Below are 23,991 nucleotides of genomic sequence, written 5' to 3' on the forward strand. Positions count from 1 at the left end.
ACCGGCCGTCGCTCCGAGTGCGAAACGACGTGAACTTATAAACAGGTATAAAAATGGGATTTAAAAAGGACTTAAATTGTGAGTTGATTGAGAAAAAGACTTTTCCATCGGCCCGAATACCCCGTCACAATGGCAACCGACGACGCCGACGGAGGGGACCGAAAGGCGTTAACGGGTGATGTAACGTCACCCGAGGAGAACGACACCGCTCCGGAGCAGGCGTCGAACGCGCACGTGGGGTCGTACACGTGGGCAGATTTTCTCGACGAATACGGCAGTGACGACGACGTAGAAGCGCTCTACGGGACCGACCCGCGGACGGGACGCGACGCGCCCGGAACGTCCCGGTGGGAAGACGACGACCGGGCGGTCGCGGCGCTCACTCGGGGCGACTGGGACCGCGTCGACCTCGACCCCGAGGAGTTCCTCGGCTGTCACCCGGTCGACGTGTCGGCCGTCGTCGGCGAACGCGGCGCGCACGCGAGAGACATCTTCGAGCAGTTCGAGGCCTTCTGCGACCCCGAGACGACGCCCGTCGTCAAGGACGTGTGGCTGTGGGAACACTACAAACGCGAGAACTACTACGAGGACGACGGCTCTCGCCCGCGAGATTCGGCGGGCGAAATCGTCCCCTTCGACGGGGAGGCGGCGCTGGGCTTCGACCCCGACCACATCGAGAACGCGCTGGCGCGGGCCGGACAGCGCGGCAAGGAACTCGACGCGGTCGTCAACGAGCGCACGGTCGACGTCGACCCCGAGTTCGACGAGGAGGCGTTTTTCTCCAGCGTCGACGGCACGACCACGCTGGCGAACCGGTACGACCTCGAAAAGGCCGTCCCGATGGAGAAGAAGACGCACTTCCGCGAGGTCGAGCGCTACTGGGTGAACAAGCCCTACGCGTTCGTCATCATCTTCCACTCCGTCAAGGAAAACGAAAAGAAGTACTACGTCGTCGAACCGTACCTGAACCGCATCGAAGACGACCTGACGGAGTTCCTCACGAACAAGCTCCGGACTGCCATCAAGTACGGCGACGAGAGCGTCGTCGAGGGCGGCCGCGACAACCGCGGGCGGGTCATCGAAGCCGAGACGTACGAACTGCTCTCGCGGTACGACCTCTACGACCCGCCGGCATCGGCGGCGGGCGGCGGAAGCGACGACGAGTCGGCCGCTGACGGGGTGACGGCGGAATCCTCGGCGGAATCATCCGGGTTCGCGTCTCGACTCGGGCTGGGCGGTCTTTTTGGCGGCGGAAACGACTCGGTGGCCGACGCGTCGACGACCGCCGCGACCACCGGGCGGTTCGGCGGCCTCGGGAGCCGTCTCGGGCTGGGCTCGGTCTTCGGCAGTCGCGCCCGAGACACCGACGGGGACGCCCCGCTCGGCGGTATCGACGGCATCGCCGCCCGGCCCGAGCGCGCGGTCCTCGCCGACGACGCCGACGACCTGAACGACTACCAAGTCCGGAAGCTCCAGTACTATCTCCGGCGGGACTTCATCGGCTACGAGCGCATCGACGGCATCAAACACGACATCAACGTCGAGGACATCTCCTGTGACGGCTACAACTCGCCGGTGTTCGTCTACCACTCCGACTACGAGCAGATCATCTCGAACATCTACCACGGCGAGGGCGAACTCGACGACTTCGTCGTGAAACTCGCCCAGCGCTCCGGGAAGGGCATCTCGAAGCGCCGCCCGCAGGTCGACGCGACGCTCCCCGACGGGTCGCGCGCACAGCTCACCCTCGGCCGCGAGGTGTCGGACCACGGGACGAACTACACCATCCGCCAGTTCAAGGACGTCCCGTTCACGCCCATCGACCTCATCAACTGGTCGACGTTCTCGCTGGAGGAGATGGCGTTCCTCTGGCTCTGCATCGAAAACGACAAGAGCCTCATCTTCGCCGGCGGCACCGCCTCGGGGAAGACCACCTCGCTCAACGCCGTCTCGCTTTTCATCCCGTCGAACACGAAAATCGTCTCCATCGAGGACACCCGCGAGGTCGAACTTCCCCAGCGAAACTGGATCGCCTCCGTCACCCGGCCGTCGTTCGCGGACGATGACAAAGGCGACGTCGACGAGTTCGACCTGCTCGAAGCCGCGCTCCGTCAGCGCCCCGACTACATCGTCATGGGCGAGATTCGCGGCGAGGAGGGCCGGACGCTGTTTCAGGTCATGTCGACGGGCCACACCACCTACACGACGTTCCACGCCGACTCGGTCGGCGAGGTGCTCAAGCGGTTTACCACCGCGCCCATCAACGTCTCGAAGACGATGTTCTCCGCCCTCGACCTCGTGTCCATCCAGACCTCGACGCGGGTCGGCGGCAACAAGGTTCGCCGGAACAAGTCGCTCACCGAAATCAACCACTACGACCCCGAAAACGACGAGATAAACGTCCAAGACATCTACCAGTGGCAGGCCGAGACCGACGAGTTCCTCCAGATGGGCTCGTCGAACACGCTCGAAGAGATAAAGTTCGACCGCGGCTGGAATCACGAGACGCTCGAACTGGAGATTTTCAAGCGGCAGGTCATCCTCGCGTATCTCATCGACCGCGGGCTCAACACCTACACGCAGGTCGCGGCGACGTTTCAGGCGTTCATCAACGACCAGGACACCATCCTCGGGCTGATGGCGACCGACGACCTCGAACGGAGCCTCGAAGACCTCCGGGAGATGGAGTCCGTCCACATCAACATCGACCCCGAAAGCGAGGCGATGGTCCCCCGCCCCGACCCGCCCGAACACGTCCGGAAGCTGGCGCAGGACATTCTCCGTCGAGCCGAAGACGAGCTGTTTCCCGACTACCGCGGCCGCGACGTCGGCGAGGTCGCGGAGGCGCTCAACCACATGCGCGACGAGCCGGACGTCGAGGCGACGCCCGGCGAGCGGGGCGAACTCGACTCGCTCGAAGGGTCGACCCGCGACCCCGAACTCGGCGAGGGGCGCGACCAGTCCGAACTCGACCCGGCCGACGACACGCCCGAAATCGAGGGCGAGAGCGGCCCCTCGTCGGTCGATGGCGAGGACGAGACGCCCGCGCTGGAAGCGGGTCCAGACGGCGACGACGGACCGGACGGCTCGGCGGACGACGCCGGCGACGAACCGGCCGGCTTCGAAGACGCCGACGGACCGTTCGGTTTCGACGACGCCACCTCGGTGTCCGACCCCAACGACGACGCCGACCTCGACGACTTCTTCGGCGCGTTCGGCATCGACGAGAGGCCGGAGTCAGAGGCGGGGCGGGCCGCGAACTCGGACGACGGGGAGAATCCGGACGACGGGGAGAATCCGGACGACGAGAGAGGCCACGAAGACGAGACGTGGGGGGGCTTCGAGGCGGCCGAGACCGACGACCCACCGGACGACGACGCGGACGCGCGCGGGTCGGACTCTGGTGAGGGGGAGTAGATGAGCAACCTCGATTCGAACACCTCGGGCGGGCTCGACCGCAGTACCGACACCCTCGGCGACGCCTTCTACCCGCTGTTTCAGCTTCTCTTCGACGCGGACGGCGAGTTCGTCGCCGACGTCGAAGAGAAGCTCCAGCAGGCCCGGATGCCCGACACCGTCGAGCTCTATCTCTCGCGGGCGCTCGCGGTCGGCGTGCTCGTCGGCCTCGTGCTGTGGCTCGTCGGCATGGTCGTCGGCTACGGTATCTTCGCGCTCGGACTCGTCTCGGCCGACGCGCTGAGCCTCGGGATTCCGGTCGGGAGCGAGGCCACGGCGGCCACGCTTCGGTCCCTCGTGATGCCCGCGGCGGTCGTCCTCTCGGGGCTCGTCTTCGGGTCGCTCGGCTTCGCCGGCGGGTTCGGGACGCTCGTCGCCATCCCGTACTCGACGGCGTCCGCGCGGAAACGCGAGATAAACATGCTTCTGTCGGACGCCGTCTCGTTCATGTACGCCCTCTCTGTGGGCGGGCTGAACCAACTGGAGATTCTGGAGGCGATGGCCCGCGCCGAAGACACCTACGGCGAGGTCTCCCGGGAGTTCCAGAGCATCGTCCAGGAGACGGAGTACTTCGGCACCGACTACCGCAACGCCATCCGCCAACAGGCGCTTTTGACCCCCTCCGACGAGCTTTCGCAGTTCCTGACGGACATGCTCTCTATCGTCAACTCCGGCGGCGACATGCAGGGCTTTCTCGACGACAAGAAGGACAAGCACCTCCGGACCGCGAAACAACAGCAGGAACAGACGCTGGAGACGATGGAGCTGTTCGGCGAGATGTACATGACGCTGTCGCTGTTCCCGCTTCTCCTCATCATCATCCTCGTCATCATGAGCATGCTCGGGGAGGCCCAGTCGAGCCTGCTGTACGCGACCGTTTACGGGCTCATCCCGCTGACTGGCGTCGGTTTCCTCGTGCTCGTCTCGACGGTGAAACAGGACGAAATCGGCGACGGCTTCCTCAGCCCCGACGACAAGAGCGACCGCCTACAGGGTCAACAGCGCGAGGGGCTCGTCCACATGGGGCTCGTCGAGAGCTACGTCGGCGAGTTCAGCCTCTTTTCGCGCATCAAGTCCCGCGAGGGGACGTTCAAGACGAAAGAGCTCCTGCGCCGGCCGCACCTGTTTTTCAAACAGCATCCGCTTTTCACCCTCGCGCTGACGGTTCCGGCGGCGCTCGCGCTCCTCGCCGTCTCCGTCGCCGGCGGGGCCGCCCCGACGACGTGGGACGGGATGATAGCCAACCCCGTCTGGGGGACGTTCATCTGGTTCTACGTCCCGGTCTACCTCGTCGCGGTGCCGCTGACGGTCTTCCACGAGTGGAACGTCCACTCGCGGGCGGCAATCACGGGAAAGCTCTCCGACAACCTCCGCAAGCTATCGAGCGCGAACGACACCGGCCAGACGCTCCTCGAATCCATCAAGACCGTCTCCGACACCTCCTCGGGGAAGCTCGCCGACGAGTTCGAGGTGATGTACGCGAAGGTCCACTACGGGATGAGCCTCAGGGAGGCGCTCGTCGAGTTCAACAACAAGTACCACATCCCGCGGCTCGCCCGGACGGTCAAGCTCATCACGAAGGCCCAGGAGGCGTCGAGCCAGATAACCGAGGTCCTGACGACGGCCGCCCAGGCCTCCGAGAACCAAGACGACATCGAGCGCGAGCGCATCTCGCGGACCCGGATGCAGGTCGCCATCATCCTCATGACGTACGTGACGCTGTTGGCGGTGATGGCCATCCTGAAGACGCAGTTCCTCGACGTGATGGCCGGGCTCTCGTCGCAGGCGTCGAGTTCCGGCGGCGCGACGACCGGTGGGCCGAGCTTCGGCGGCGGCATCGACCCCGACCTGCTGTCGCTTCTGTTCTTCCACGGCGTCACCATCCAGGCGATGCTGTCGGGATTCATCAGCGGCTACATCCGCAACGCGGACCTCCTCTCGGGGGTCAAGTTCGTCGTCATCCTCCAGACGCTCTCGCTCGCGGTGTGGATGGTGGTCGGATGACGCGGCGAGGCGGCCGCGGCGACGGCCACCGCGAGACGAGCGGCCGGAGCGCCCGCGCCCAGACGACCATCGACTTCGCCATCGGCGTCGGTATCTTCCTCCTCGCGGTCGCGTGGGTCGTCGGCACTATCCCGCAGATTCTCGACCCCTTCGAGGCCGAACAGGACCGCCCGCTGGTCGCCAACCGCGCCGCCGACTCGCTCACCCAGCGCCTGCTCGTGGACGACGAGAACCCCGACGTGCTCGACGCGCCCTGCACCGAGGCGTTCTTCGACGGGGACCCCCCCGATGCCCCACCCGGCGACTGTGATTACGGGAGTCCCGACCCCAACGCCGCGACCGGCATCGGGGCGTCGTACGGGCTCAACGTCACGCTCTCGCGGGGCGGGAGCGTCGTCGAGACGACCGGCGAGCCGGTCCCGACCACCCGGAGCGTCGTCACCGCGCGGCGGGCTATTCTCCTCGACGGCGACCTCCACGAGCTCGCGGTGAGGGTGTGGTGACCGTGGCTCGCGCACAGGCCCACGCGCTCGAAGCGCTCGTCGCCGCGATGGTGCTCCTCGCCAGCGTCACGTTCGCGTTGCAGGTGACCGCGGTGACGCCCCTGACCGCGAGCACGTCGAGCCAACACATCGAGAACCAGCAGGCCGCCGTCGGTGACGGCGTCCTGACGGCGGCCGCCGAGACCGGCGCGCTGAAGCGAACCGTCCTGTTCACGCACCCCGAAAACGGGAGTTTCTACGGCATCGACGCGCGCGGCTACTACGTCGACGGCGGGCCGCCGACCGCGTTCGGGGCGATGCTCGACGAGTCCTTCTCGGACCGCGGCATCGCGTTCAACGTCTACCTGCACTACCTGCGCGACCGGGAGGCCCGGCGGACGACCCGCCTCGTGTACATGGGCGAGCCGAGCGACCACGCCGTCTCGCGGACCCGACTCGTGACGCTCACGGACGACGACGCGCTGACCGAGCCGGGTACCTCTCCGGGCGGTGACCCCCGCGCGGTCGAGACGCCGAAGACGCTCGAATCGGTCGACGCCGCGGCCGACGAGGAGTACTTCGTTCAGGACGGCAACGCAGGGCCGCTGTACGGCGTCGTCGACGTGGAGGTGGTCGTATGGCGGATGTGACCGACGCCTTCGAGCGCGCGAGCGACGCGGTTGGTGAGGCGAGGGAGTCGGCCGGGGAGAGGGCTCTCGGTGGCGACGACCGCGGCCAGCTGATGCTCGTCGCCGCGCTCGCAATCGCGGTGCTCCTCGTCGGCCTCGCGCTGACGCTCAACACCGCGATTTACACGGAGAACCTCGCAACCCGGACGACCGACACGAACCTCGACGGGGCGGTCGCCCACGGCGGCGCAGTCGAGGCGGGGGCGGGGACGCTCCTCGACGAGGCCAACCGCGAGGGCGGCACGTACGGCGAACTCGCCGACAGGTTCGACGAGACGTTCGGCAACTGGAGCGACGCGGCCGCGACGCTCGCCGCGGTCAGGGGGACCGCGACGGACGCCTCGTACGTCGACCACGTCGAGGGCACGCGAATCTCTCAGACCGACGCGGCGCGGAACTTCACGGACAGGAACGAGACGGCCGACTGGACGCTCGCGAGCGACGTCGGCGTCCGCGGCGTTCGGGTCAACGTCTCGCGCGACTCGCTCGCAACGAGTCGCGGGTCGGCGTTCGAACTCGTCGTCGACGACGGGACCGACGCCGTCGAGACCGAAATCTACCGAAATACGACGCAGGGGCGTGTCTTCGTGGCCGTCGAGGACGCCGGCGGGACCCGGACGACCTGTAGCGTCGCGGCCGACGCGGGCGACTACGTCACTGTCGACGTCGCCGACGGCCGACTCAACGGGACCATCTGCGACCCGCTCGACGCGGTCCACACCGACCTCGACGGCGCGGTCACGGTCACGTATCGGAACGCGGCGGAGGCCGAGGGCTCTTACGAACTGTACGTGGACGAGACGAACGCCACGGTCTTCGACGCGACGAAGTACGCGTCCGCCGGAAGCGGGTCGTCACCGGTCGCACAGGAGGCGCTGTACGCCGTCACCGTCTCGTACGTCTACGAGTCGGGCGAGACGTACGTCTCCCGCGAGGTCCGGGTCGCACCGGGTGAGATTGCGTGACGCCGCCGACGCTCTCGGGCGACCGGGGTGACCGCGGCCGGCCCGAGGAGCGCGCGCGCCGCGTTCGACTCCGCTCGACCGACCGCGGCGTCTCGACGGCGCTCGGCTACGTGCTCACACTCACCATCACGGTCGTCCTCATCTCGGGGCTGATGGTCGCCGCCGGCGGGTTCGTCTCCGACGAGCGCGAACGAGTCACGGAGACGGAACTCGACGTCGTCGGGAACCGGCTCGCGGCCGGCATCGAATCGGTCGACCGAATCGCGGCGGCCCCCGGCGAGTCGCGGGTCGAGGCGACGATTCGACTGCCGCCGAGGGTCGCCGGTACGACCTACTCCATCGAGGTGGAACCCGGGCCGCCAACCGGACTCGTGCTCACCTCGACCGACCCCGAAGTGACCGTCCGCGTGCCGGTCAAAAACGAGACCGCGCTGGCGACGAGCCGCGTCGACGGCGGCGACGTGACCATCACCTACGACTCGTCGTCGGAGACGCTGGAGGTGGTGTCGTGAGCGACCGCGCCGTGAGCGACACGCTCGGGTTCGTGTTCGTCTTCGCCATCGTCCTCTCGATGGTCGGCCTCGTCACCGCCGTCGGGATGACCGGCCTCCAAGACGCCCGCGACGTCGAGCGCGTCAACAACGCCGAGCGCGCGCTGGACATCCTCGGCGACAACATGGAGGACATCGCCGACCGCGGCGCGCCGAGTCGGGCGACCGAGGTGAAGCTCCAGGACGCCAGCCTGACGCTCGACCGGCCCGTCGAGTTCGTCGTCTCCGGAGAGCGGTCGGGGGACCCGTCAGTCAACTTCACCAACACTTACGAGGTGTCGCCAATCGTCTACGAGAGCGATTCCAGCGACGAGCGAGTCGTCTACGCGTTCGACGCGCTCTTCCGGACGCGGGGTAACAGCGGGACGTTCGTCCGCCGACCGTCGCTGGTGCTCACCAGCGAGCGGGTGTTGATTCCGGCGTTCGTGACGCGCCCCGACGAGGAGGCGACGACCTCCGTCGGCGGGTCGGGAACGTTCCTCATCCGCGCCGACAAGGCCGCGAGCGACGTGTTGGCCGCGCGGACCAAGGGCCCGTACGACGTGAACCTGACCGTTCGCTCCCCCCGCGCGGCGCTCTGGGAACGGGAGCTATCGGGCCGCCCCGACGTGACCTGCGGCGAACTGGTGGAGCCGTCGGACGGCTACCCGAGCGTCTCGTGTCACGTGAACGGGACGGCGCGCGTCCACGTCGTCTCGACGTCGGTCGACATGACGTTCGCCGACTGAGCAGAAACGGCACCGTCACCGACCGCGACCGTCGGAGCGCGGTGGACGCGCTCACTCGACGTCGACTTCGACCTCGTTTTCCGTGACGTGCAGGAAGGTGATGAACTGGCCGCCCTCGGCCTGGTCGTAGTCGAGTTCGCCGCGCGAGCCGGACTCGTCGACGCTCTGGCTGTTGCCCGGCCCGTCCGTGACGGTGAGTTCGAACTGCGGCGCGGCGAGCGAGAAGTAGTGGTTGAGAACGAAGTCCATCGAGGCGGTGTCGCCGGTGGCCTTGGAGAACGTCTGGCCGCTATCTGCGTCGTGTTCGTCGAAGGTGACGCTGTCGTAGGCCTCGCCGTCCGTGATTTCGGGGGCGAACTGCCACTTGTTCTGGTTGCCGAAGCCCTTGTCCGACTGGATGTCGCCGTAGGTCATCGTCTGCGAACTGGTGAAGTCGACGGTTATCTCGGGGTTGCTCGGCGAGCAGTCGATGCTCACCGCGTCGCTCGTGTCCGGGTCGAGGTCGGTCGCCTGCCACCCGTGGTACCTGCCGTCTTCGGTGGCGTAGTAGAGCGTCAGGTCGAACGTGCCGTCGTAACTGCCCTTCTTGCACTTGCCGTCCGCCTGCACGTGGAGTTCGAGGTCGCGCTGGTCGCCGTCGTAGTACATCCCCCACTCCATGTTCTGGAGGTGCTGGTCGTTCGAGAGCGTGAGCGTGAACGTCGAGACGCTGTGGTTCCCGGCCATTCCGCGCACGTCGACCGAGGTGCCCTCGTTCGGCATCTGAAACTCGCCGACGAGACCGAGCGTCTCCAGTTCCACGCTCGCGGTCTGGTTGGTGTCGTCGACCGTCACGGTGCCCTCGCTCCGTGACTCGAAGAACGCCGCCCAGCCCCGGTAGTGGTCGCTGTGGACCGTCACGACGATTGTCCCGTTGCTGACCGGGTTGTCGTAGCTGTCCGCTGACTCGCTGTATTCCGCCGTCTCGTTCGGATAGATGCGATGGGCGCGCTCGGTCGCCGCGACCCTCGCGGACACGTCGCCCGACGACGACCCGTCGCCGGAGACACGGACGACCGGGAGCGTCAGCGTCGCCCCGCGGTAGTGGAACTCCGGCGGCGAGACCATCGTCGTCCCCCCGTCCTGCGTGCGCCAGACCCCGCCGCCCTCGTAGGCGATGCGGGCGTCGCCGTTGCGGTACTCGACGGTCCCGAGCGATTCGTTGTAGAGCTCTTGGTCGTCGCCGGCGTCGGTGTAGTTCTTGTGGGTGATGCTCAGCCAGCCGCTGTCGTCGTCGACGACGTAGGCACCGCCGCCGGTGCCGCTGAGGTCGACGTACTGCGTTTCGCCCTCCCCGAGGGCAGAGATGGCGACCCGCGAGTCGAAAAGCGTCATCGAGTGCTCGGCGCGCGTCAGTTGGGACGCCTCTTTCGTCTCGTCGAGGGCGACGCCGCCGAGCGCGACGACGGCGGTCGTTCCGGCGACCGTGACCGCTAACAGAAGCACCACCGCAATCGGCGAGGTCTGCGCCGTCCGGTCTCTGACGACGCGATAGACCAGTGGGACTCGGGGACGACCGCTCATTACCTATCCGAAGGAGATACGGGGTGAAAACCTCGCGGGGTATCTGACAGTCTGGTAAGTAGACCCGTCTGATAGGTAGCTCTCAGCGACGCCGGGACGGTTCCGGGAACGGCGGGTGTATGGCTCACCGGACACTGAACCCGAGACTGAGGAGAACACACTTCAACAGATTGTAGTACACTTGGCGGACTCGCCGGGAGTCACGTGAGCAGAGCGAGACGGCACTGCCGTCTTGCATGCCATGCGGGCGACTCGCCGGGAGTCCCGCGAGCGGAGCGAGTGGGACGTCGGCGAGTCCACGAACGACTGACGGAGCGAAGCGACGGAAGAAAGTGAGTGGACTCGCCGGGATTTGAACCCGGGGCCTCTCCCATGCCAAGGGAGTGATCTACCCCTGATCTACGAGCCCTCAAACGCAATCATCAATTTCCCGGTCGGATAAATAAGGGCTTCGAATCGTTCGACGGCTGAGGGGTGGTCGCGTGCGTCGAACGCGCCCCGACGCCGCCGGCAACGAACCGACTCGTTTTTTCCGTCGCTAGCGGAACGACTCGGTATGACTGACGACGACGCTCCCGAAGTTCCGGTGGTGTGTGAGGCCTGCGACACGACCACTCGCGTTCCGCTCTCGGAGGTTGCGGACGCCATCGAGCGCCACAACGAACAGGTCCACGACGGCGACGACGTCGCACAGGTCGACCCCGAAATCGTCAAGCACGTGACCGACCTCGCGGCGAAGGACATGAGCGTGTTCGAAGACGAGGCGTGAGGTCTCAGAGAGGCGCTGACGCGCCGTATCGATACGTTTCAGCCACGCGATTCAAATAGACTCGCCGGGAGTCCAGAGCGAAATGAGTGGACTCGCCGGGAGTCACGTGAGTGAAACGAACGTGACGTCGGCGAGTCCACGAACGACTGGAGGGAACGAAGTGACCGAAAGGAAGTGAGTGGACTCGCCGGGATTTGAACCCGGGGCCTCTCCCATGCCAAGGGAGTGATCTACCCCTGATCTACGAGCCCGCACCCTCCGATAGCCGTCGCCCGTTTAGAAGCCCTTCGATTCCGACCGGGGCGAGTCGGGTCCGAGTCGAAACGGTTTAACCCGGCGCGCGTGGACAACCCGATGGGAATCCAGCACGGCCGCAAATCTGACTTCGCCCATTTGGGCTTGGGATTGCGGTAGTGCCCCGGTAGTCGGTGATACGACTGCGGGGTACTCGTTTCTGCGGTCAGTGCGGTTCCAACCCGCAACAATGGCACGAATGCACACCCGCCGCCGTGGCTCGTCCAGTTCGGACAAGCCGGTGGCAGACGAAGCACCGGAGTGGAGCGACGTCGACGCGGCTGACATCGAAGCCCGCGTCGTCGAACTTGCAGAACAGGGCAAGGACCCGAGCCAGATCGGCCTGTCCCTGCGCGACGAAGGCGTCAAGGGCGTTCCCGTCCCCGACGTCAAGCTCGCCACGGGCAAGAAGGTCACCACCATCCTCGAGGAGAACGACGCCGCAGGCGACCTCCCCGAGGACCTCCGTAACCTCATGGAGCGCGCCGTCCGCCTCCGCGAGCACATGGAGGAGAACCAGCAGGACAAGTCCAACCGTCGCGCCCTGCAGAACACGGAGTCGAAGATTCGCCGCCTCGTCTCGTACTACCGCGGCGACAAGCTCGACGACGACTTCACCTACAGCTACGACGTCGCTGTCGAACTCCTCGAAGCGTAACTGAATGTCCGTGACTCCCGCCGAACAGACACCCGCCGCCGACGCCGCCGCGACCCTACGCGAGGCGACGTTCGTTCGTCTCCGCGTCCACGGGAGCGGTGCCGCCGTCGCGGCCGCGGGTGTCGTCGGGCGGGCGCTCAGGACACTCGACGTCCCCTTCCGCATCCGCGCGACCGACGCCCCGGACACTGTCGCAAACGACGACGTTGTGGCGGTCGTCGGGCTGTCGGACGCCGATGCGGACCTCGAACTCGACCCGAACGACGCCGTCTCGGTCGTCCGCGAACTCGGGGTCGACCCCGACCCGGCGGTCGCGCTGGCCGGCTTCCACGCCGCCGGCGAGACGCCGGTCGACGACACCGAACTCGCGGACGCCGCGGCCGACGCGGGCGTCGAAGCCGGCCCCGGCGTGGCCGTCCCGACGGGCGACCTCGCCGACGGGCTGGCCCACTCGACGCTCGTCCACGCGCCGTTTTCGGCCGACAGAGAGCGCGCGCAGGCGACGCTCGCCGAACTGTCGCTCCCGGCCGAACTCGACGCGGACGCCCGCAGGCGCGTCGCTTCCCTCGTCGCCATCGACGCGACGACCGGCGAGGCGACCGCCCGCGCGGCGACCGCCGTCGAACGCGTCTTGGGCCCGGAAACGACCCCGAACGGACCGTTCGAAACCGTCGGCGGCTTCGCCGACGTGCTCGACGCGACCGTCCGGGAGTCGCCCGGGACCGCCGTCGCGCTGGCGCTCGGACACGACGTTCGAGACGCGGCGCTCGACGCGTGGCGCGACCACGCGCGGGCGACCCACGCCGCGCTCCGGGCGGCGACGACGGGCCGCTACGAGCGCCTCTACGCGCTCTCCTGTGACCTGTCGTCGCCGGGGCGACTCGCCACGGTGGCGAGGCTCGCCCGCGACTTCCGCTCGCCCGAGCCGACCGTTCTCGCGGTCGGCGTCGGTGCCGCGGCCCTCGTTTCGACCGGCCCCGCCGGGCTGGACGAGGACCTTGCCGCGGCCGCGAGCGACCTGCCGGACGCGTCCGCGACCGGGTCGCCGTCGGAGGCGACGATGACGTTCGACTCCGCGGCGGAGCCGAGCGCGGTCGTCGCGGCCGTCAGGGAGGTGCGCCGATGACCCGGCGTGCGACCCTGCGGACGACCCACGACGACCCCGGCATCGTCGCCGGCGCGCTCGAACCGGACAACACGGAGTCGATGCGCACCCGAGTCGAGGGGGACGAACTCGTCACCACAATCGAACGCGATTCGACCGGCGGCCTCCACGCCACGGTCGATGACTACGTCGTCAACGTGACGGTCGCCGAGACCGTCATCGAAGCCACACGAACGCACACAGACACTAACCATGAGTGAACGATCCGTCTCCAAGCAGAAGCGCGGAAAGCGATGGTACACCGTCATCGCTCCCGAGAATTTCGACCGTAAGGAACTCGGTTCGACCTTCGCGGACGAACCCGAGAGAATCAACGGTCGCACCGTCGAGTCCACCCTCGGCGACCTCAACGACGACCAGGGCGCGAACAACGTCAAGCTCACCTTCAAGATAACCGACGTGGGCAGCGACGCCGCCTACACCGAGTTCATCCAGCAGGAGCTCACCCGAGACTACCTCCGTAGTCTCGTCCGCCGCGGCGCATCGAAGATCGAAGCCAACGTCACGGCCATCACCAAGGACGACTACCGCGTCCAGGTCCAGCCCGTCGCCTTCACCACGAAGAAGGCAGACCGGAGCCAAGAACACGAGATCCGTCGCATCATGACGGAGCTCACCCGCGAGGCAATCACGGGCCACACCTACGACGCGCTCACCGAGAGCGTCGTCGAGGGTCGCCTCTCGTCGACCATCTACGGCGACGCGAAGGTCATCTACCCTCTGCGCCGCGTCGAGGTCAAGAAGTTCTCCCTCGAAGCCCACCCCGAAGAGGTCGAGGCCGAAGAGGAAGCCGCCGTCAGCGTCGCCGAAGACGACGTCGCAGTCGACGTCGACGAGGACGAAGCGACCGAAGCGTAAGCCCGTCTCGCCGACGGCTCGACTTCGAATTTCGACTTTTTCGCCGACCGCCCGCTGAGCGAGAGCCACGCCGCTCCCGGGTGTTGAATCGGGACTCGAGGGTGGGCGGTGAGTTCCGAGCTTACTCTTCGACGACGATGGTGCCGACCATGCCGGCCTGCTCGTGGGGGATACAGAGGTACTCGTACTCGCCGGGCACGTCGAAGGTGTGGGCGTACGTCTCGCCGCTCCCGATGAGTCCGCCGAGCGAGTTGGAGTAGGCGTCGCGGGCGGCCTGCTCGGTCTCGTAGCCCCCGCTCGCGAAGAACGCGGCGTCCTCGGGGAGGACGCCCTCGTAGGCGGTGACGGTGTGCCCGCGCGAACTCGTGTTGCGCCAGACGACCTCGTCGCCGACCTCGACGGTCAGCGTCGGGGGGTCGAACGCGACCGCGGTCATCCCGACGTCGAAGTCGTCGCCCGAAGCCATCAAGGTCGCACAGCCCGCGAGGCCGGCGGTCGCCGCCGCACCGGTCGCCGCGAGGAATCGACGCCGCGTCCGACCGCCGTCCGAAGACCCGTGGTCTCGCATGTCCGTCCCTCGGGACGCGACCGATAAAGGTCGCATGGTTTGCCCGCCGAACCGCCGAACGGGGCGGAACGCGCCGTCTCCGTCCGGTTCGGGCGGCGACGACGCGAAGCCGGTCGCCGGCGGACGGAACGTAAGAGGGAAAGGGAAGGTGCGCAATCGCATCGGTATGAGACCCCGATTCGTCGGCCGGTTGGGCCCCGCCGACGTGGTCACCGCCGGGAACGCGGCGCTGGGATTCGTCGCGGCGGTGTTAACCGCGGTCGACGTGCACCTCGCCGCCAAGGTCATCCTCCTCGCCGCGATGGCCGACGGCCTCGACGGCGTGGTCGCCCGACGCTACGGCGGGACCGACGCGGGGCCGTACCTCGACTCACTCGCGGACGTGGCATCTTTCGGCGTCGCGCCGGCCCTGCTCGTCGTCGCGCTCGTCCGCGAGGTCTGGGGCTTTGACAGGGCCCGGGTCGTCGTCGGCGTCGGCGTCGCCGCGCTGTTCGTCGCGGCCGCGGTCGTCAGGTTGGCGCTGTACACCGCCTACGACAGCGGGTCCGACGAGACGATTGGGGTGCCGACGACGCTCGCGGCGACGATTCTCTCGGCGGGCGTGCTCGTCGGCTTCGTCGAGCCGATGTTGCTCGTCGGCCTCTCGGCGATTATGGCCGCGCTCATGCTCTCTGACGTGCCCTATCCGGACCTCCACGCGCAGGACGCGCTCGTTATGGGCGCGGTGCAGGGCCTCGCAATCGTCTGCTCCGGGACGCTCGGAGAGGGGTTTTCGTTCGGCCTGCTGTTCTTGGCGCTCGGCTACCTGTTTTTGGGCCCGCGGTTCTACTGGGGGTGAGCGGGGCGACGGAACGGAACGTGCCTCGGTTACATCCCCATGTCCGCCGCGTCCTCCGGGACCGGCAAGTCGTGCGGCGAGACGCCGAGGAGTTCTGCGGCGTGGTCGAGCGCCATGTCGAACCCGTAGTAGCGTTCGAGTTCGTCGCCGTCGACGGTCGGGCGGACCTTCAGCATCGCGTAGCCGTCGATGTTCTGAGCGACGGCGGCGGTCCGGCCGTCGCGGTCGAATTCGAGGACGCGCTCGGAATCGGTGACGGAGTAGCGGGCGGTGACGCCGTTCGCCGCAGCGGTTACGTCGGTCATGCGAGGCGCTAGGGCGTACGGCCTGTCTAAACTACCGGTTCCGGCGGGCGGGAGACGGGACCGGAGTAGCGGCGGCCCGCGGAACGAAACTGACGTGTGTCTCTCCGCCGAGGTGGTGGTATGTGGTTTCAGAGCGGCCGCCGCCGGGACCTGTGTGCCGTCCTCTACGACGCGGGCGAGCTCCGGGGACAGAAGCTGAAGACCCGGTTGGAACGCTACTACGACCTCCGAATCGACCCCCAGTCGTTCTACGGGACGCTCGACGCGCTCGTGGAGTCGGGTCATCTCGACCGGTGGACCGAAGGCATCTACGACGTGTACGCCCTCACCGACGCGGGCGCAAAGCGGGTCGAATCATACTACGAATGGCTCGAAGCGCGGGTCGAAAACGGAGAGCGACGGACGGCCGACGCGGACGAAATGAGTGGCGCAGACGGGGCGACCGACGCGGACGAGTCGGTCGTCGACTGACGGTTACGGTTACTGCTGGAGCCAGTCGCCGATGGTGTTGCGGAGAATCTCGCTCGTCCCCTCGTAAATCTCGTTGAGCTTCGCGTCGCGGTAGTAGCGCTCCGCGGCGAAGTCTTTGGTGTAACCGTAGCCGCCGTGAATCTGGATGCCCTCGTTGGCCACTTCGCGGCTGATTTCGCTGGCGTAGAGCTTCGCCTGCGCGGCCTCCTTGACGAACGTCTCGTCGCGCATCTTCAGGTCCGCGGCCTTGTGCATGAGGAGCGTCGCGGCCTGCACCTTCGTGTCCATGTCGGCGAGCTTGTGCTTGATTGCCTGGAAGTCGCCGATGCGCTGGTCGAACTGCTCGCGCTCGCCGGCGTACTTCACGGCGTCGTCGAGGGCGGCGCGGGCGATGCCGATAGAGCGCGCCGCGATGGTGATGCGGCCGCCGTTGAGCGTCTTCAGCGCCTGCACGAAGCCGTCGCCCTCGTCGCCGAGGAGCCGGTCTTCGGGAATGCGCATGTCGTCGAAGCGGAGTTCGGCGGTCGGACAGCCCTTGTCGCCGAGTTTGTGCTCCGTGCCCTCGACGACGAAGCCGTCGTCCGCCTCGGGCCGGACGACGAACGACGAGATGCCCTTGTTGCCCGCGTCGGGGTCGGTCTTGGCGAACAGGACGACGGTGTCCGCGACCGAGCCGTTCGAAATCCAGAGCTTGCCGCCGTCGACGACGTACTCGTCGCCGTCTTTGATGGCCGTGGTCTCCATGGCCGGCACGTCGCTCCCGGCACCGGGTTCGGAGAGCGCGAACGCGCCGATGTCGGTGCCCTCGTTGAGCGGCGTCAGGTAGGTCTGCTTCTGGTCTTCGTTCCCGAACTCGTAGAGCATGTTACCGGCGAGGCTCGTGTGGGCGGCGACGATGGTGCCGAGGCCGCCGGAGCCGCGGGAAATCTCTTCGAGGCCGATGGCGTAGGAGTGGTAGTCGAGGCCGGCACCGCCGTACTCCTCGGGGAACGGCATGCCCATCAAGCCGAGTTGGCCCATCTCGCGCACGAGGTCGGCGGGGAACTCGTCGGTCTCGTCTATCTCCGCCGCGCGAGGTTTGACTTCCTCGTCGACGAACTCCGAGACCATCTCCTTGATTTGCTTCTGCTCCGCAGTGAGCGCGAAGTCCATACGTGAGTCTATCATCGACTATGCTTATGTTTTCTCCTGTGCCGTCTCGGCCGTCTGGGAGTGAACGGCCCCACGAGACTTTTTATCCCCCCTTCCGTAATACCGGTACGCTTCGAATGTCTCGACACGCCGATGCCCGGCCACCGGCAACTGATGACGACCTCGATTGGTGTCACGATGCAGTTCAGGGGGTCTCTCGCACCTTCGCCCTCACGGTCGACGTCCTCGACGAACCGATGGCGTCGCACATCTGTATCGGATATCTCCTCTGTCGAATCGCCGACACCGTGGAGGATTCGTCTTCAATCGCGCCCGACGAGCAGGCACACCTCCTTCGACTCTACGACCGCGCGCTCGACCCCGACGACGACACCACCGTCGACGAGTTCGTGCACGCAGTACAGCCGCACCTCCCCCCGGAGGGCGAACAGTCCGACGACTGGATGGTCGTCGCCAACACCGCTCGGGTCTTCCGGACGTTCGAGGCGCTTCCGGAGGACGTGCGGGAGGCGGTCACGCCGCCGGTCCGCGAACTCGTCTCGGGCATGGCGATGTTCGTCGAACGCTACTCCCAGACCGGCGGGCTCCGCATTCAGTCCCGCGAGGAGCTAGAGGAGTACTGCTACTACGCCGCCGGCACCGTCGGCAACCTCATCACGAACCTCGTGACCCGCGGCAACGTCGACAGCGAGCGCCGGTCGCGGCTCTACGACACCGCCGAGGAGTTCGGCCTGCTCCTCCAGCTCGTGAACATCGCAAAGGACGTCCACGACGACTACACCTCCGAGAACAACGTCTACCTCCCCGCCGACTGGCTCGACGAAGCCGGCGTCCCCCAAGAGGAGGTCGTCTCCCCCGAGCACAACGACCGGACGGCCTCGGTGGTCAAGCGGACCGCCGACCACGCCAAGTCGTTCCTCGACGACGCCCAGACCTACTTGGAGACGGTGCCGCTCCGCGAGGGCAACACGCTCGCCGCGTGGGCGATTCCGTTCCTGCTCGCGGTCGGCACGCTCCGCGAACTCGTCGCCAACCCCGAACACGCGGTGACGGGTGAGGGCGTCAAAATCTCCCGCCAAGAGGTGTTCGCCGTCGTCACCGAGATGAACGGCTCCGGCTCCGAGTCGCTGGCCGAGATGCGCGAGATTATCTCGCGACAGCCGTTCCACCGGGCGACGACGAACGCCGACTGACCCACGCACCCGTACCCCCGGCCGGGCCGCGGCTCCGTTTTCGCGTCTCTTCTCGCGTCGAGCGCCGCCAACGCGCCGAGCAACCGCCCCTCGCGAGCGCTCCATGTCGGAGCCGTCGCGGTCGCCGTCGGAACCGCGGTTCGAGACCCATGCGGTCCCGTGACGAACGCAGTTTGGGAGGATTTTTAGTAACCCAAGCATAACGGGCGTCTATGAGTACCGAAGAAGCACACGACGACCACGGCCATCACCTGCCGGCGGTTCAGGACTGGCCGCGCGGCTTCGGCGAGGCGAGCTGGTGGCCGTTCGTCACCGCCGTCGGTGGCGCGGGCATCTACGCCGGTGCCGGGCTGTACGTCATGGGACAGGACGGAATCGTCGGCCAGATGGCGGGTCCCGCCGTGTTCATCGGCAGTATCTTCCTCTTCCTGGCCGGGCTCTACGGCTGGTTGTACCACGCGTTCGTGAGCCACTTCTGGTCGCGCGACGCGAGCCAGAAGAGCGCATCGAAGCTCCGCTGGGGAATGATTGCGTTCCTCGGCTCCGAACTCGGGACGTTCGGGGCGCTGTTCACCTACTACTTCTTCATCCGCGCGGGGGCGTGGCCGCCGCAGGAACTACCGGAGCTAACCGGGTCACTCGTGTTGGCGAACACCGCCATCCTCATCGTGTCCAGTTTCACGCTCCACTGGGCGCACGTCGCCATCCGAGAGGAGAACCACCGTAACTTCGTCCTCGGCCTCGCGGTCACCCTCCTGCTCGGCGTGATATTCATCGGCGGGCAGGTGTACGAGTACTACGAGTTCATCGTCCACTCGAGTTTCTCTATCACCGACGGCATCTTCGGGTCGGCGTTCTACGGCCTCACCGGCTTGCACGGCCTCCACGTCAGCCTCGGCGCGGTGCTTCTCGGTATCGTCTTCGTCCGCGCGCTCCGCGGGCAGTACTCCGCCGAGCGTCACGTCTCCGTCAGCACGGCCTCGATGTACTGGCACTTCGTGGACGTCGTCTGGATCTTCCTCGTCGTCGTCCTCTACGTCGGCGCGGAAGTCGGCGCGTAACCGTTCCCGTCCGTCGCCGCGACGCCGCGGCACCGATTCTTTCGAACCGCTCTTTCCTCCGAGAGCCGCGGCCGCCGACCGTCGAGCATCGACCGTAGACCGACGACCGACCGCTGAGACTGACCACCGACAACCGACAACTGGCGGCCGACGACCGACAGTCTGACCAGCCCCGCCAGCGGCCGCTCACCCGAACTGTTCGTTGAATCGGTAGATGTCCTCGTCGACGCCGGCGACGACGAGGTCGTCGCCCGCTTCGACCCGGAACCCCGGTTCGATTTCGGTGACGAGGTCGCCGTTTCGCTCGACGGCGATGACGGTGCAGTTCGTTCGAGCGCGGACGTCGGCCCCGGCGAGGGTCCGCCCCACGAGGCCGGGGGCGTTCGTCCGGACGATTTCTATCTGGGACTGCGGGGCGATGACCTCCTCGTCGAGCACCGTCGAGGCGAGCATCCGCCCGGCGACCGTCGAGAGCGCGAGGACGTAGTCCGCGCCGGCCCGGTAGAGCTTGGCGATGCTTTCGGTCTCGTTGGCGCGGGCGATGACCTCCGTCTCCTCGGAGACGCGCTCGGAGACGAGCGTGGCGAAGACGGCCGTGGTGTCGTTGTCGAGCGCGAGGAGGACGCCGCGGGCCTCGGAGACGTTCGCTTCGGCGAGCGTCTGGGGGTCGGTGATGTCGCCGACGAGGTCCACGCCGGGCTTGTCCCGTTTGTCGACGACGAGGTGCGGGACGCCGGCGCTCGCCAGCGTCTCGGCCGCGGTGGAGCCGACCTCACCGTACCCCGCGACGATGACGGTCCCGCGGCGGAAGCGCCGCGCCGACGACAGCGTCAGCGCACGGAGCTCTTCGAGTTGCTTCTCGCGGCCGACGACGAGCAGGATGGTGTGTTCGTCGATGACGGCGTCCGGGCCGGGCGGGGAGACGAACTCCCCGGTGAACCACGCGCCGATGACGTTGACGCCGGTGACCCGCCCGATTCCGCTCTCGGCGATGGTCCGCCCTTCGACGGGACTGCCGCGCTGGACGAGCAACTCCGCGACTTCGAAGTCCTCGCCGATTTCGATGGCGTCGCCGAGCTCCGAGGAGATGGACGTGGTCGCCTTGCCCGCGAGGCTCTCGCCGAGGAGTCGGCGCGGGGAGACGACCCGGTCGGCCCCGGCGTAGCGGTGGTAGTCGGCGACCACGGGGTCTTCGATGAGGCTGACGACGCGGGCGTCCGGCGCGGCCTGCTTCGCGGTGAGGATGATGCTCGCGTTCGTCTCGTCGTCGTCGTCGGCGACGATGGCGAGCGCCTCGGGGGCGTTCGCCGCCTCCAGCGACTCGACCTCTTCGGGGTCGCCGTGGACGACCTCGTAGCCCTCGCCGTACAGTTCCTCGGCGCGGTCGCGGTCGGCTTCGAGAATCACGTAGGGGACGTCCATCGAGTCGAGTTCGTCCACGAGGGCGTCGCCGCGCGGGGTGAACGTACAGATGACGACGTGGTCCGTGTGCGTCGACGCCGCCGGCGGCGCGGTCCGCAGGGCGTCTTCGACGAGCGGGACGAGAAACAGCGGGAGCGTGAGGAAGACGGTCGTGACGCCCGTGAGTTGCATCACAATCGACAGCGCGAGCAACGGCGGGTGGTCGACCCAAAACTGGGTCTGTTCGCCGTAGCCCGTCGTCGTGAACGTCTCGACGACGACGTGGACCGCCTGGAGGAAGGAGACGTCCTCGCCGGCGAAAAAACCCGCCGCCCACTGGTACGCGATGGAGAACATGAGCATCAACAGCCCGGCACCCGCGAGATAGCGGCCGAGTCGCCGCTTCGCCTTCGACAACCCGGGGCCGTCGCCCGAAATAGACATACTCCCGCTATGGCCGCCGGTGGCTAAAAGCGCCCTGACGCGGTAGGTGCTCTATGACCCGCCGCCGAGACGCCGCGCTCGCCGGGTCGGTGTTCGTCCCCGTCGCGGCCGCGGTGGCCCTCCTGCGGACGCCGGTGACGCTCGAGCCGGTCTTCGTCGGCGTCGTCGGGGCGCTCGCCCTCGAAATCGCGCTTTCACTGCGAGCGTCGAGCGTCCGCAGACTGTGGGAACGACGGGGCGTGCGAGCCGCGTCTGCCGCGGTCGCCGCCGTCGGCACCGCCCTCGGCGTCGTCGTCTTCGGGCCGGCGTCGCTCCTCGTCGTCGCGGCCGGGCTCTCGACGTATCTGCTCCTCCTCGCGGTGGTCGAGCTCTGGAGTCGTCATCTCGACCGCGCGAACTCCCAGTGATTCGGCTCGTGGCGCTGTTACGCGAGGAACACTTAACCGCCGTCCGGCCCCCAGTACGGGTATGCGTAGCACACTGTCCGACCGCCGAGGCGACAGTCGGCGGCCGTGACGCTCTCGGACGGTGCGGCGACTCCGCGAACGACGCGTCGGACGAGACGCCGCGTGCTCGAAACCGGCGGCGCGGCGGCCGCGGCCACGCTGGGGTTCGGCGGACTGCTCGCGACCGAGTGGGTGTGGCTCGTCTCGCGGGCCGACCCCTCGCCCGAGACCGCCGCCGCGACGTGGGCCGCCGGGACCCTGCTCGTCGTCGTCGGCCTCTGCGCGTACGCCTATGCGAACGCGGACAAGAACGTCGCACTCGGCGACGGACGCGAATCCGGGTCGGCAGAACCGGGCGACCCTTACGATAGCCTCGGAGTACCGACCGCGGTCACGCTCACCCGCGGGTTTCTCGTCGCGGGGGTCGCCGGCGTCGCCGGCGTGGCGCTCCACGGGCCGCTGAGTCCGTCGTGGGCGTGGGCCGCCGCCGTCGGCTACGGCGTCGCCGCCGCGCTCGACGCGCTCGACGGGGCGCTCGCCCGCAGACTCGACCGCGTCAGCCGACTCGGCGCGCGACTCGACACCGCGGTCGACGCCTTCGGCCTGCTCGTCGCCCCCCTCGCGGGCGTCCTCCTCGGCGAGCTCGCGTGGTGGTACCTCTCGGTCGGCGCGGCGCGGTACGTGTTTCTCGTCGGTCGCCGCCGCCGCGAGCGGGCGGGCCGGCCGACGTTCGACCTCCCGCCCCGCGCGTCGCGCCGCGTCCTCGCCGGCGGCCAGATGGCCGTCGTCTCACTGGCGCTCGCGCCCGGCGTCTTCGACCCGTGGATGCCCCTCCTGACCGGCGTCGCGGCCGCGGCGCTCCTCGTTGGCTTCGCTCGGGACTGGGGGTACGTGTCGGGGCGATTCGGGCGTGTCAGCCCCGATACCGGCGGCGACGGGGAGCCCCGACGCGGCGAGGGCGACGGGAACGCGTCAGCGTCCGAGTAATCAGTCGAGTTCGGCCAACACGTCGAGGTTGTGGGCGACGTACGCGAGTTCGTCGCCCGCGAGGGCGTCGTGTCGGGCGCGGAGCCACCCGTCGAGCGTCTCGCGGTCGACCGCGTCCACCTCGCCGACGGACGCCTCGACGAAGCCGAGGATGTGGTCGAGGAAGCGTCGCGCCTCGTCGTCGTGCGGCGGGTGGACGACCCAGTCGGAGCCGCCGGCCGCGACGACGGGCGCGCCGAGGTCGGGGAGGACGGAAAGGAGGTCGGAGCCGGTGTCCGGGCCCGCGCGGTCGTCGCCGCGCATCGTCTCGTGGTACGCGCCGAGGACGTCGTCGTCGTCGGGGTGGCTCGGGCGGAACGCGGTTCGGCCGTCGAACGTGATGGGCGCGTAAAAGAGGCCGTCGTCGGTCAGCCGCGAGAGGAGCGCGGCGACCGCGCGGCGAAGCGGGAGCACGTCGAGGACCGCGTGGGCGACCACGAGGTCGATGGCCTTCGGGAGGACCGTCATCGCCTCGAAGATGTCGCTCGTCACGTAGGTGAGAGAGACGGAGCGACCGTGGCGGTCGATGCGAAAGCCGTTCGACGTCGGCTCGGCGGTCCAACCGGCGGCGCGGGCCCACTCGGCGAACGCCGCGGCCGCGTTGTCGGCCATCCCGCGCGTTCGGTCGACGAGGACGTACTTTATCTCGTCGTGCGCGTCGAAGACGCCCCACGAGAGGAGTCGCCGACACATCGCGCCCGTTCCAGCCCCGACCGAGACGACGCGGAGCGGCTGTCCCGACCGCGACTCGGCGCGCGCCTCCAGTCGGTCTTCGAGGCTCGCCAGCGTCGGTCGGTGGAGCGCGCGGTCGTCCACGGACTCCTTCGCGCGGAGGTAGTGGACGAACCGGTCGTCGTGGCTGGTCACGACCGACTCGTCTCGGCGGACTCGTATAACCGTTCTC

24 protein-coding genes and 2 tRNA genes are annotated in these 23,991 nt (G+C 67.7%); 18 read left to right on the top strand and 8 right to left on the bottom strand.

Annotated features, from left to right (window positions below):
* Positions 1-129 precede the first annotated feature (129 nt).
* From ACFQI8_RS10335 to ACFQI8_RS10365, 7 genes are read left to right on the top strand one after another with little or no spacing between them, the layout of a single operon-like run.
* The gene (locus tag ACFQI8_RS10335) at positions 130-3,417 is read left to right on the top strand and encodes an ATPase, T2SS/T4P/T4SS family (RefSeq protein ID WP_390244473.1); all 3,288 of its coding nucleotides are present in this window, start codon (positions 130-132) and stop codon (positions 3,415-3,417) included.
* The gene (locus tag ACFQI8_RS10340; RefSeq protein ID WP_390244475.1) at positions 3,418-5,460 is read left to right on the top strand and encodes a type II secretion system F family protein; all 2,043 of its coding nucleotides are present in this window, start codon (positions 3,418-3,420) and stop codon (positions 5,458-5,460) included.
* Positions 5,457-5,963 carry a DUF7287 family protein gene (locus tag ACFQI8_RS10345; protein ID WP_390244477.1) on the top strand — a complete coding sequence of 169 codons (507 nt, stop codon included), beginning with the start codon at positions 5,457-5,459 and terminating at the stop codon, positions 5,961-5,963. The genes ACFQI8_RS10340 and ACFQI8_RS10345 overlap by 4 nt, the downstream gene beginning before the upstream one ends.
* Positions 5,957-6,592, top strand: coding sequence for a DUF7288 family protein (locus tag ACFQI8_RS10350; protein WP_390244479.1), 636 nt, complete (start codon positions 5,957-5,959; stop codon positions 6,590-6,592). Before ACFQI8_RS10345 ends, ACFQI8_RS10350 begins: the two co-directional genes overlap by 7 nt.
* Positions 6,580-7,596 (top strand): DUF7261 family protein, encoded by a 1,017-nt coding sequence (locus ACFQI8_RS10355; RefSeq protein WP_390244481.1) that lies wholly within the window; start codon positions 6,580-6,582, stop codon positions 7,594-7,596. The genes ACFQI8_RS10350 and ACFQI8_RS10355 overlap by 13 nt, the downstream gene beginning before the upstream one ends.
* Entirely contained in the window at positions 7,593-8,108 is a 516-nt protein-coding gene (locus ACFQI8_RS10360; protein ID WP_390244483.1) for a DUF7266 family protein, read from the top strand. The genes ACFQI8_RS10355 and ACFQI8_RS10360 overlap by 4 nt, the downstream gene beginning before the upstream one ends.
* Entirely contained in the window at positions 8,105-8,875 is a 771-nt protein-coding gene (locus ACFQI8_RS10365) for a DUF7289 family protein (protein ID WP_390244485.1), read from the top strand. Before ACFQI8_RS10360 ends, ACFQI8_RS10365 begins: the two co-directional genes overlap by 4 nt.
* A 51-nt stretch (positions 8,876-8,926) precedes the next feature.
* On the opposite strand, the gene ACFQI8_RS10370 is transcribed toward ACFQI8_RS10365, so the two are convergent.
* On the bottom strand, positions 8,927-10,438 hold the full coding sequence (locus ACFQI8_RS10370) for a DUF7289 family protein (RefSeq protein WP_390244487.1): 1,512 nt from the start codon (positions 10,436-10,438) through the stop codon (positions 8,927-8,929).
* A gap of 337 nt (positions 10,439-10,775) precedes the next feature.
* Positions 10,776-10,847 (bottom strand) — tRNA-Ala (locus tag ACFQI8_RS10375).
* Positions 10,848-10,994: 147 nt separating this feature from the next.
* Here ACFQI8_RS10375 and ACFQI8_RS10380 point away from each other — a divergent pair.
* Positions 10,995-11,207: a hypothetical protein gene (locus ACFQI8_RS10380; RefSeq protein WP_390244489.1), complete on the top strand. Its 213-nt coding sequence runs from the start codon at positions 10,995-10,997 to the stop codon at positions 11,205-11,207.
* A gap of 179 nt (positions 11,208-11,386) precedes the next feature.
* Here ACFQI8_RS10380 and ACFQI8_RS10385 read toward each other — a convergent pair.
* A tRNA-Ala gene (locus tag ACFQI8_RS10385) sits at positions 11,387-11,458 on the bottom strand.
* 233 nt (positions 11,459-11,691) lie between these two features.
* On the opposite strand from ACFQI8_RS10385, the gene ACFQI8_RS10390 reads away from it, so the two are divergent.
* From ACFQI8_RS10390 to ACFQI8_RS10405, 4 genes are read left to right on the top strand one after another with little or no spacing between them, the layout of a single operon-like run.
* The gene (locus ACFQI8_RS10390; protein ID WP_390244491.1) at positions 11,692-12,159 is read left to right on the top strand and encodes a 30S ribosomal protein S15; all 468 of its coding nucleotides are present in this window, start codon (positions 11,692-11,694) and stop codon (positions 12,157-12,159) included.
* Positions 12,160-12,163: 4 nt separating this feature from the next.
* Positions 12,164-13,285 (top strand): exonuclease, encoded by a 1,122-nt coding sequence (locus ACFQI8_RS10395; protein ID WP_390244493.1) that lies wholly within the window; start codon positions 12,164-12,166, stop codon positions 13,283-13,285.
* Positions 13,282-13,524, top strand: coding sequence for a KEOPS complex subunit Pcc1 (locus ACFQI8_RS10400; RefSeq protein WP_115878595.1), 243 nt, complete (start codon positions 13,282-13,284; stop codon positions 13,522-13,524). The genes ACFQI8_RS10395 and ACFQI8_RS10400 overlap by 4 nt, the downstream gene beginning before the upstream one ends.
* Entirely contained in the window at positions 13,517-14,182 is a 666-nt protein-coding gene (locus ACFQI8_RS10405; RefSeq protein ID WP_390244495.1) for a 30S ribosomal protein S3ae, read from the top strand. Before ACFQI8_RS10400 ends, ACFQI8_RS10405 begins: the two co-directional genes overlap by 8 nt.
* A gap of 121 nt (positions 14,183-14,303) precedes the next feature.
* Here the strand turns inward: ACFQI8_RS10405 and ACFQI8_RS10410 are convergent, their stop codons facing one another.
* Positions 14,304-14,750 (bottom strand): cupredoxin domain-containing protein, encoded by a 447-nt coding sequence (locus ACFQI8_RS10410; RefSeq protein ID WP_390244497.1) that lies wholly within the window; start codon positions 14,748-14,750, stop codon positions 14,304-14,306.
* Positions 14,751-14,916: 166 nt separating this feature from the next.
* Here ACFQI8_RS10410 and ACFQI8_RS10415 point away from each other — a divergent pair, with 166 nt between their 5' ends.
* Positions 14,917-15,588, top strand: coding sequence for a protein sorting system archaetidylserine synthase (locus ACFQI8_RS10415; protein ID WP_390244499.1), 672 nt, complete (start codon positions 14,917-14,919; stop codon positions 15,586-15,588).
* A 29-nt stretch (positions 15,589-15,617) separates the two neighbouring features.
* Here ACFQI8_RS10415 and ACFQI8_RS10420 read toward each other — a convergent pair whose 3' ends face one another.
* The gene (locus tag ACFQI8_RS10420; RefSeq protein ID WP_390244501.1) at positions 15,618-15,893 is read right to left on the bottom strand and encodes a DUF7111 family protein; all 276 of its coding nucleotides are present in this window, start codon (positions 15,891-15,893) and stop codon (positions 15,618-15,620) included.
* A gap of 120 nt (positions 15,894-16,013) precedes the next feature.
* Between ACFQI8_RS10420 and ACFQI8_RS10425 the strand changes: the two genes are divergently transcribed.
* Complete coding sequence (locus ACFQI8_RS10425) at positions 16,014-16,364, top strand: DNA-binding protein (RefSeq protein WP_390244503.1); 351 nt, start codon at positions 16,014-16,016, stop codon at positions 16,362-16,364.
* Positions 16,365-16,373: 9 nt separating this feature from the next.
* On the opposite strand, the gene ACFQI8_RS10430 is transcribed toward ACFQI8_RS10425, so the two are convergent.
* Positions 16,374-17,516, bottom strand: a complete 1,143-nt coding sequence (locus tag ACFQI8_RS10430) for an acyl-CoA dehydrogenase (RefSeq protein WP_390244505.1) — start codon at positions 17,514-17,516, stop codon at positions 16,374-16,376.
* 116 nt (positions 17,517-17,632) lie between these two features.
* Here ACFQI8_RS10430 and ACFQI8_RS10435 point away from each other — a divergent pair, with 116 nt between their 5' ends.
* Positions 17,633-18,709, top strand: coding sequence for a phytoene/squalene synthase family protein (locus ACFQI8_RS10435; protein ID WP_390244507.1), 1,077 nt, complete (start codon positions 17,633-17,635; stop codon positions 18,707-18,709).
* A gap of 212 nt (positions 18,710-18,921) precedes the next feature.
* Positions 18,922-19,770: a cytochrome c oxidase subunit 3 gene (locus ACFQI8_RS10440; RefSeq protein ID WP_390244509.1), complete on the top strand. Its 849-nt coding sequence runs from the start codon at positions 18,922-18,924 to the stop codon at positions 19,768-19,770.
* Positions 19,771-19,956: 186 nt separating this feature from the next.
* On the opposite strand, the gene ACFQI8_RS10445 is transcribed toward ACFQI8_RS10440, so the two are convergent.
* Positions 19,957-21,615 (bottom strand): potassium channel family protein, encoded by a 1,659-nt coding sequence (locus ACFQI8_RS10445; protein ID WP_390244511.1) that lies wholly within the window; start codon positions 21,613-21,615, stop codon positions 19,957-19,959.
* 53 nt (positions 21,616-21,668) lie between these two features.
* Between ACFQI8_RS10445 and ACFQI8_RS10450 the strand changes: the two genes are divergently transcribed.
* Together ACFQI8_RS10450 and ACFQI8_RS10455 are read left to right on the top strand one after the other, a co-directional pair.
* Positions 21,669-22,022, top strand: coding sequence for a hypothetical protein (locus ACFQI8_RS10450; protein WP_390244513.1), 354 nt, complete (start codon positions 21,669-21,671; stop codon positions 22,020-22,022).
* A gap of 162 nt (positions 22,023-22,184) precedes the next feature.
* Entirely contained in the window at positions 22,185-23,048 is an 864-nt protein-coding gene (locus tag ACFQI8_RS10455) for a CDP-alcohol phosphatidyltransferase family protein (RefSeq protein WP_390244515.1), read from the top strand.
* On the opposite strand, the gene ACFQI8_RS10460 is transcribed toward ACFQI8_RS10455, so the two are convergent.
* A complete protein-coding gene (locus ACFQI8_RS10460) occupies positions 23,049-23,954 on the bottom strand; it encodes a methyltransferase domain-containing protein (RefSeq protein WP_390244517.1) in 906 nt (301 codons plus the stop codon). It abuts the gene before it with no gap.
* Positions 23,955-23,991: the final 37 nt, after the last annotated feature.

It is taken from the genome of Haloferax chudinovii, assembly GCF_042663345.1.
Classification (GTDB): Archaea; Halobacteriota; Halobacteria; order Halobacteriales; family Haloferacaceae; genus Haloferax; species Haloferax chudinovii.

What these genes read in the sequence shown, in the direction of transcription:
- ACFQI8_RS10335 (WP_390244473.1), top strand. Translation starts at nt 130, where the DNA reads ATGGCAACCGACGACGCCGACGGAGGGGACCGAAAGGCGTTAACGGGT.
- ACFQI8_RS10340 (WP_390244475.1), top strand. Translation starts at nt 3,418, where the DNA reads ATGAGCAACCTCGATTCGAACACCTCGGGCGGGCTCGACCGCAGTACC.
- ACFQI8_RS10345 (WP_390244477.1), top strand. Translation starts at nt 5,457, where the DNA reads ATGACGCGGCGAGGCGGCCGCGGCGACGGCCACCGCGAGACGAGCGGC.
- ACFQI8_RS10355 (WP_390244481.1), top strand. Translation starts at nt 6,580, where the DNA reads ATGGCGGATGTGACCGACGCCTTCGAGCGCGCGAGCGACGCGGTTGGT.
- ACFQI8_RS10370 (WP_390244487.1), bottom strand. Translation starts at nt 10,438, where the DNA reads ATGAGCGGTCGTCCCCGAGTCCCACTGGTCTATCGCGTCGTCAGAGAC.
- ACFQI8_RS10380 (WP_390244489.1), top strand. Translation starts at nt 10,995, where the DNA reads ATGACTGACGACGACGCTCCCGAAGTTCCGGTGGTGTGTGAGGCCTGC.
- ACFQI8_RS10390 (WP_390244491.1), top strand. Translation starts at nt 11,692, where the DNA reads ATGGCACGAATGCACACCCGCCGCCGTGGCTCGTCCAGTTCGGACAAG.
- ACFQI8_RS10395 (WP_390244493.1), top strand. Translation starts at nt 12,164, where the DNA reads ATGTCCGTGACTCCCGCCGAACAGACACCCGCCGCCGACGCCGCCGCG.
- ACFQI8_RS10400 (WP_115878595.1), top strand. Translation starts at nt 13,282, where the DNA reads ATGACCCGGCGTGCGACCCTGCGGACGACCCACGACGACCCCGGCATC.
- ACFQI8_RS10405 (WP_390244495.1), top strand. Translation starts at nt 13,517, where the DNA reads ATGAGTGAACGATCCGTCTCCAAGCAGAAGCGCGGAAAGCGATGGTAC.
- ACFQI8_RS10410 (WP_390244497.1), bottom strand. Translation starts at nt 14,750, where the DNA reads ATGCGAGACCACGGGTCTTCGGACGGCGGTCGGACGCGGCGTCGATTC.
- ACFQI8_RS10415 (WP_390244499.1), top strand. Translation starts at nt 14,917, where the DNA reads ATGAGACCCCGATTCGTCGGCCGGTTGGGCCCCGCCGACGTGGTCACC.
- ACFQI8_RS10420 (WP_390244501.1), bottom strand. Translation starts at nt 15,893, where the DNA reads ATGACCGACGTAACCGCTGCGGCGAACGGCGTCACCGCCCGCTACTCC.
- ACFQI8_RS10425 (WP_390244503.1), top strand. Translation starts at nt 16,014, where the DNA reads ATGTGGTTTCAGAGCGGCCGCCGCCGGGACCTGTGTGCCGTCCTCTAC.
- ACFQI8_RS10430 (WP_390244505.1), bottom strand. Translation starts at nt 17,516, where the DNA reads ATGGACTTCGCGCTCACTGCGGAGCAGAAGCAAATCAAGGAGATGGTC.
- ACFQI8_RS10435 (WP_390244507.1), top strand. Translation starts at nt 17,633, where the DNA reads ATGTCTCGACACGCCGATGCCCGGCCACCGGCAACTGATGACGACCTC.
- ACFQI8_RS10440 (WP_390244509.1), top strand. Translation starts at nt 18,922, where the DNA reads ATGAGTACCGAAGAAGCACACGACGACCACGGCCATCACCTGCCGGCG.
- ACFQI8_RS10445 (WP_390244511.1), bottom strand. Translation starts at nt 21,615, where the DNA reads ATGTCTATTTCGGGCGACGGCCCCGGGTTGTCGAAGGCGAAGCGGCGA.
- ACFQI8_RS10450 (WP_390244513.1), top strand. Translation starts at nt 21,669, where the DNA reads ATGACCCGCCGCCGAGACGCCGCGCTCGCCGGGTCGGTGTTCGTCCCC.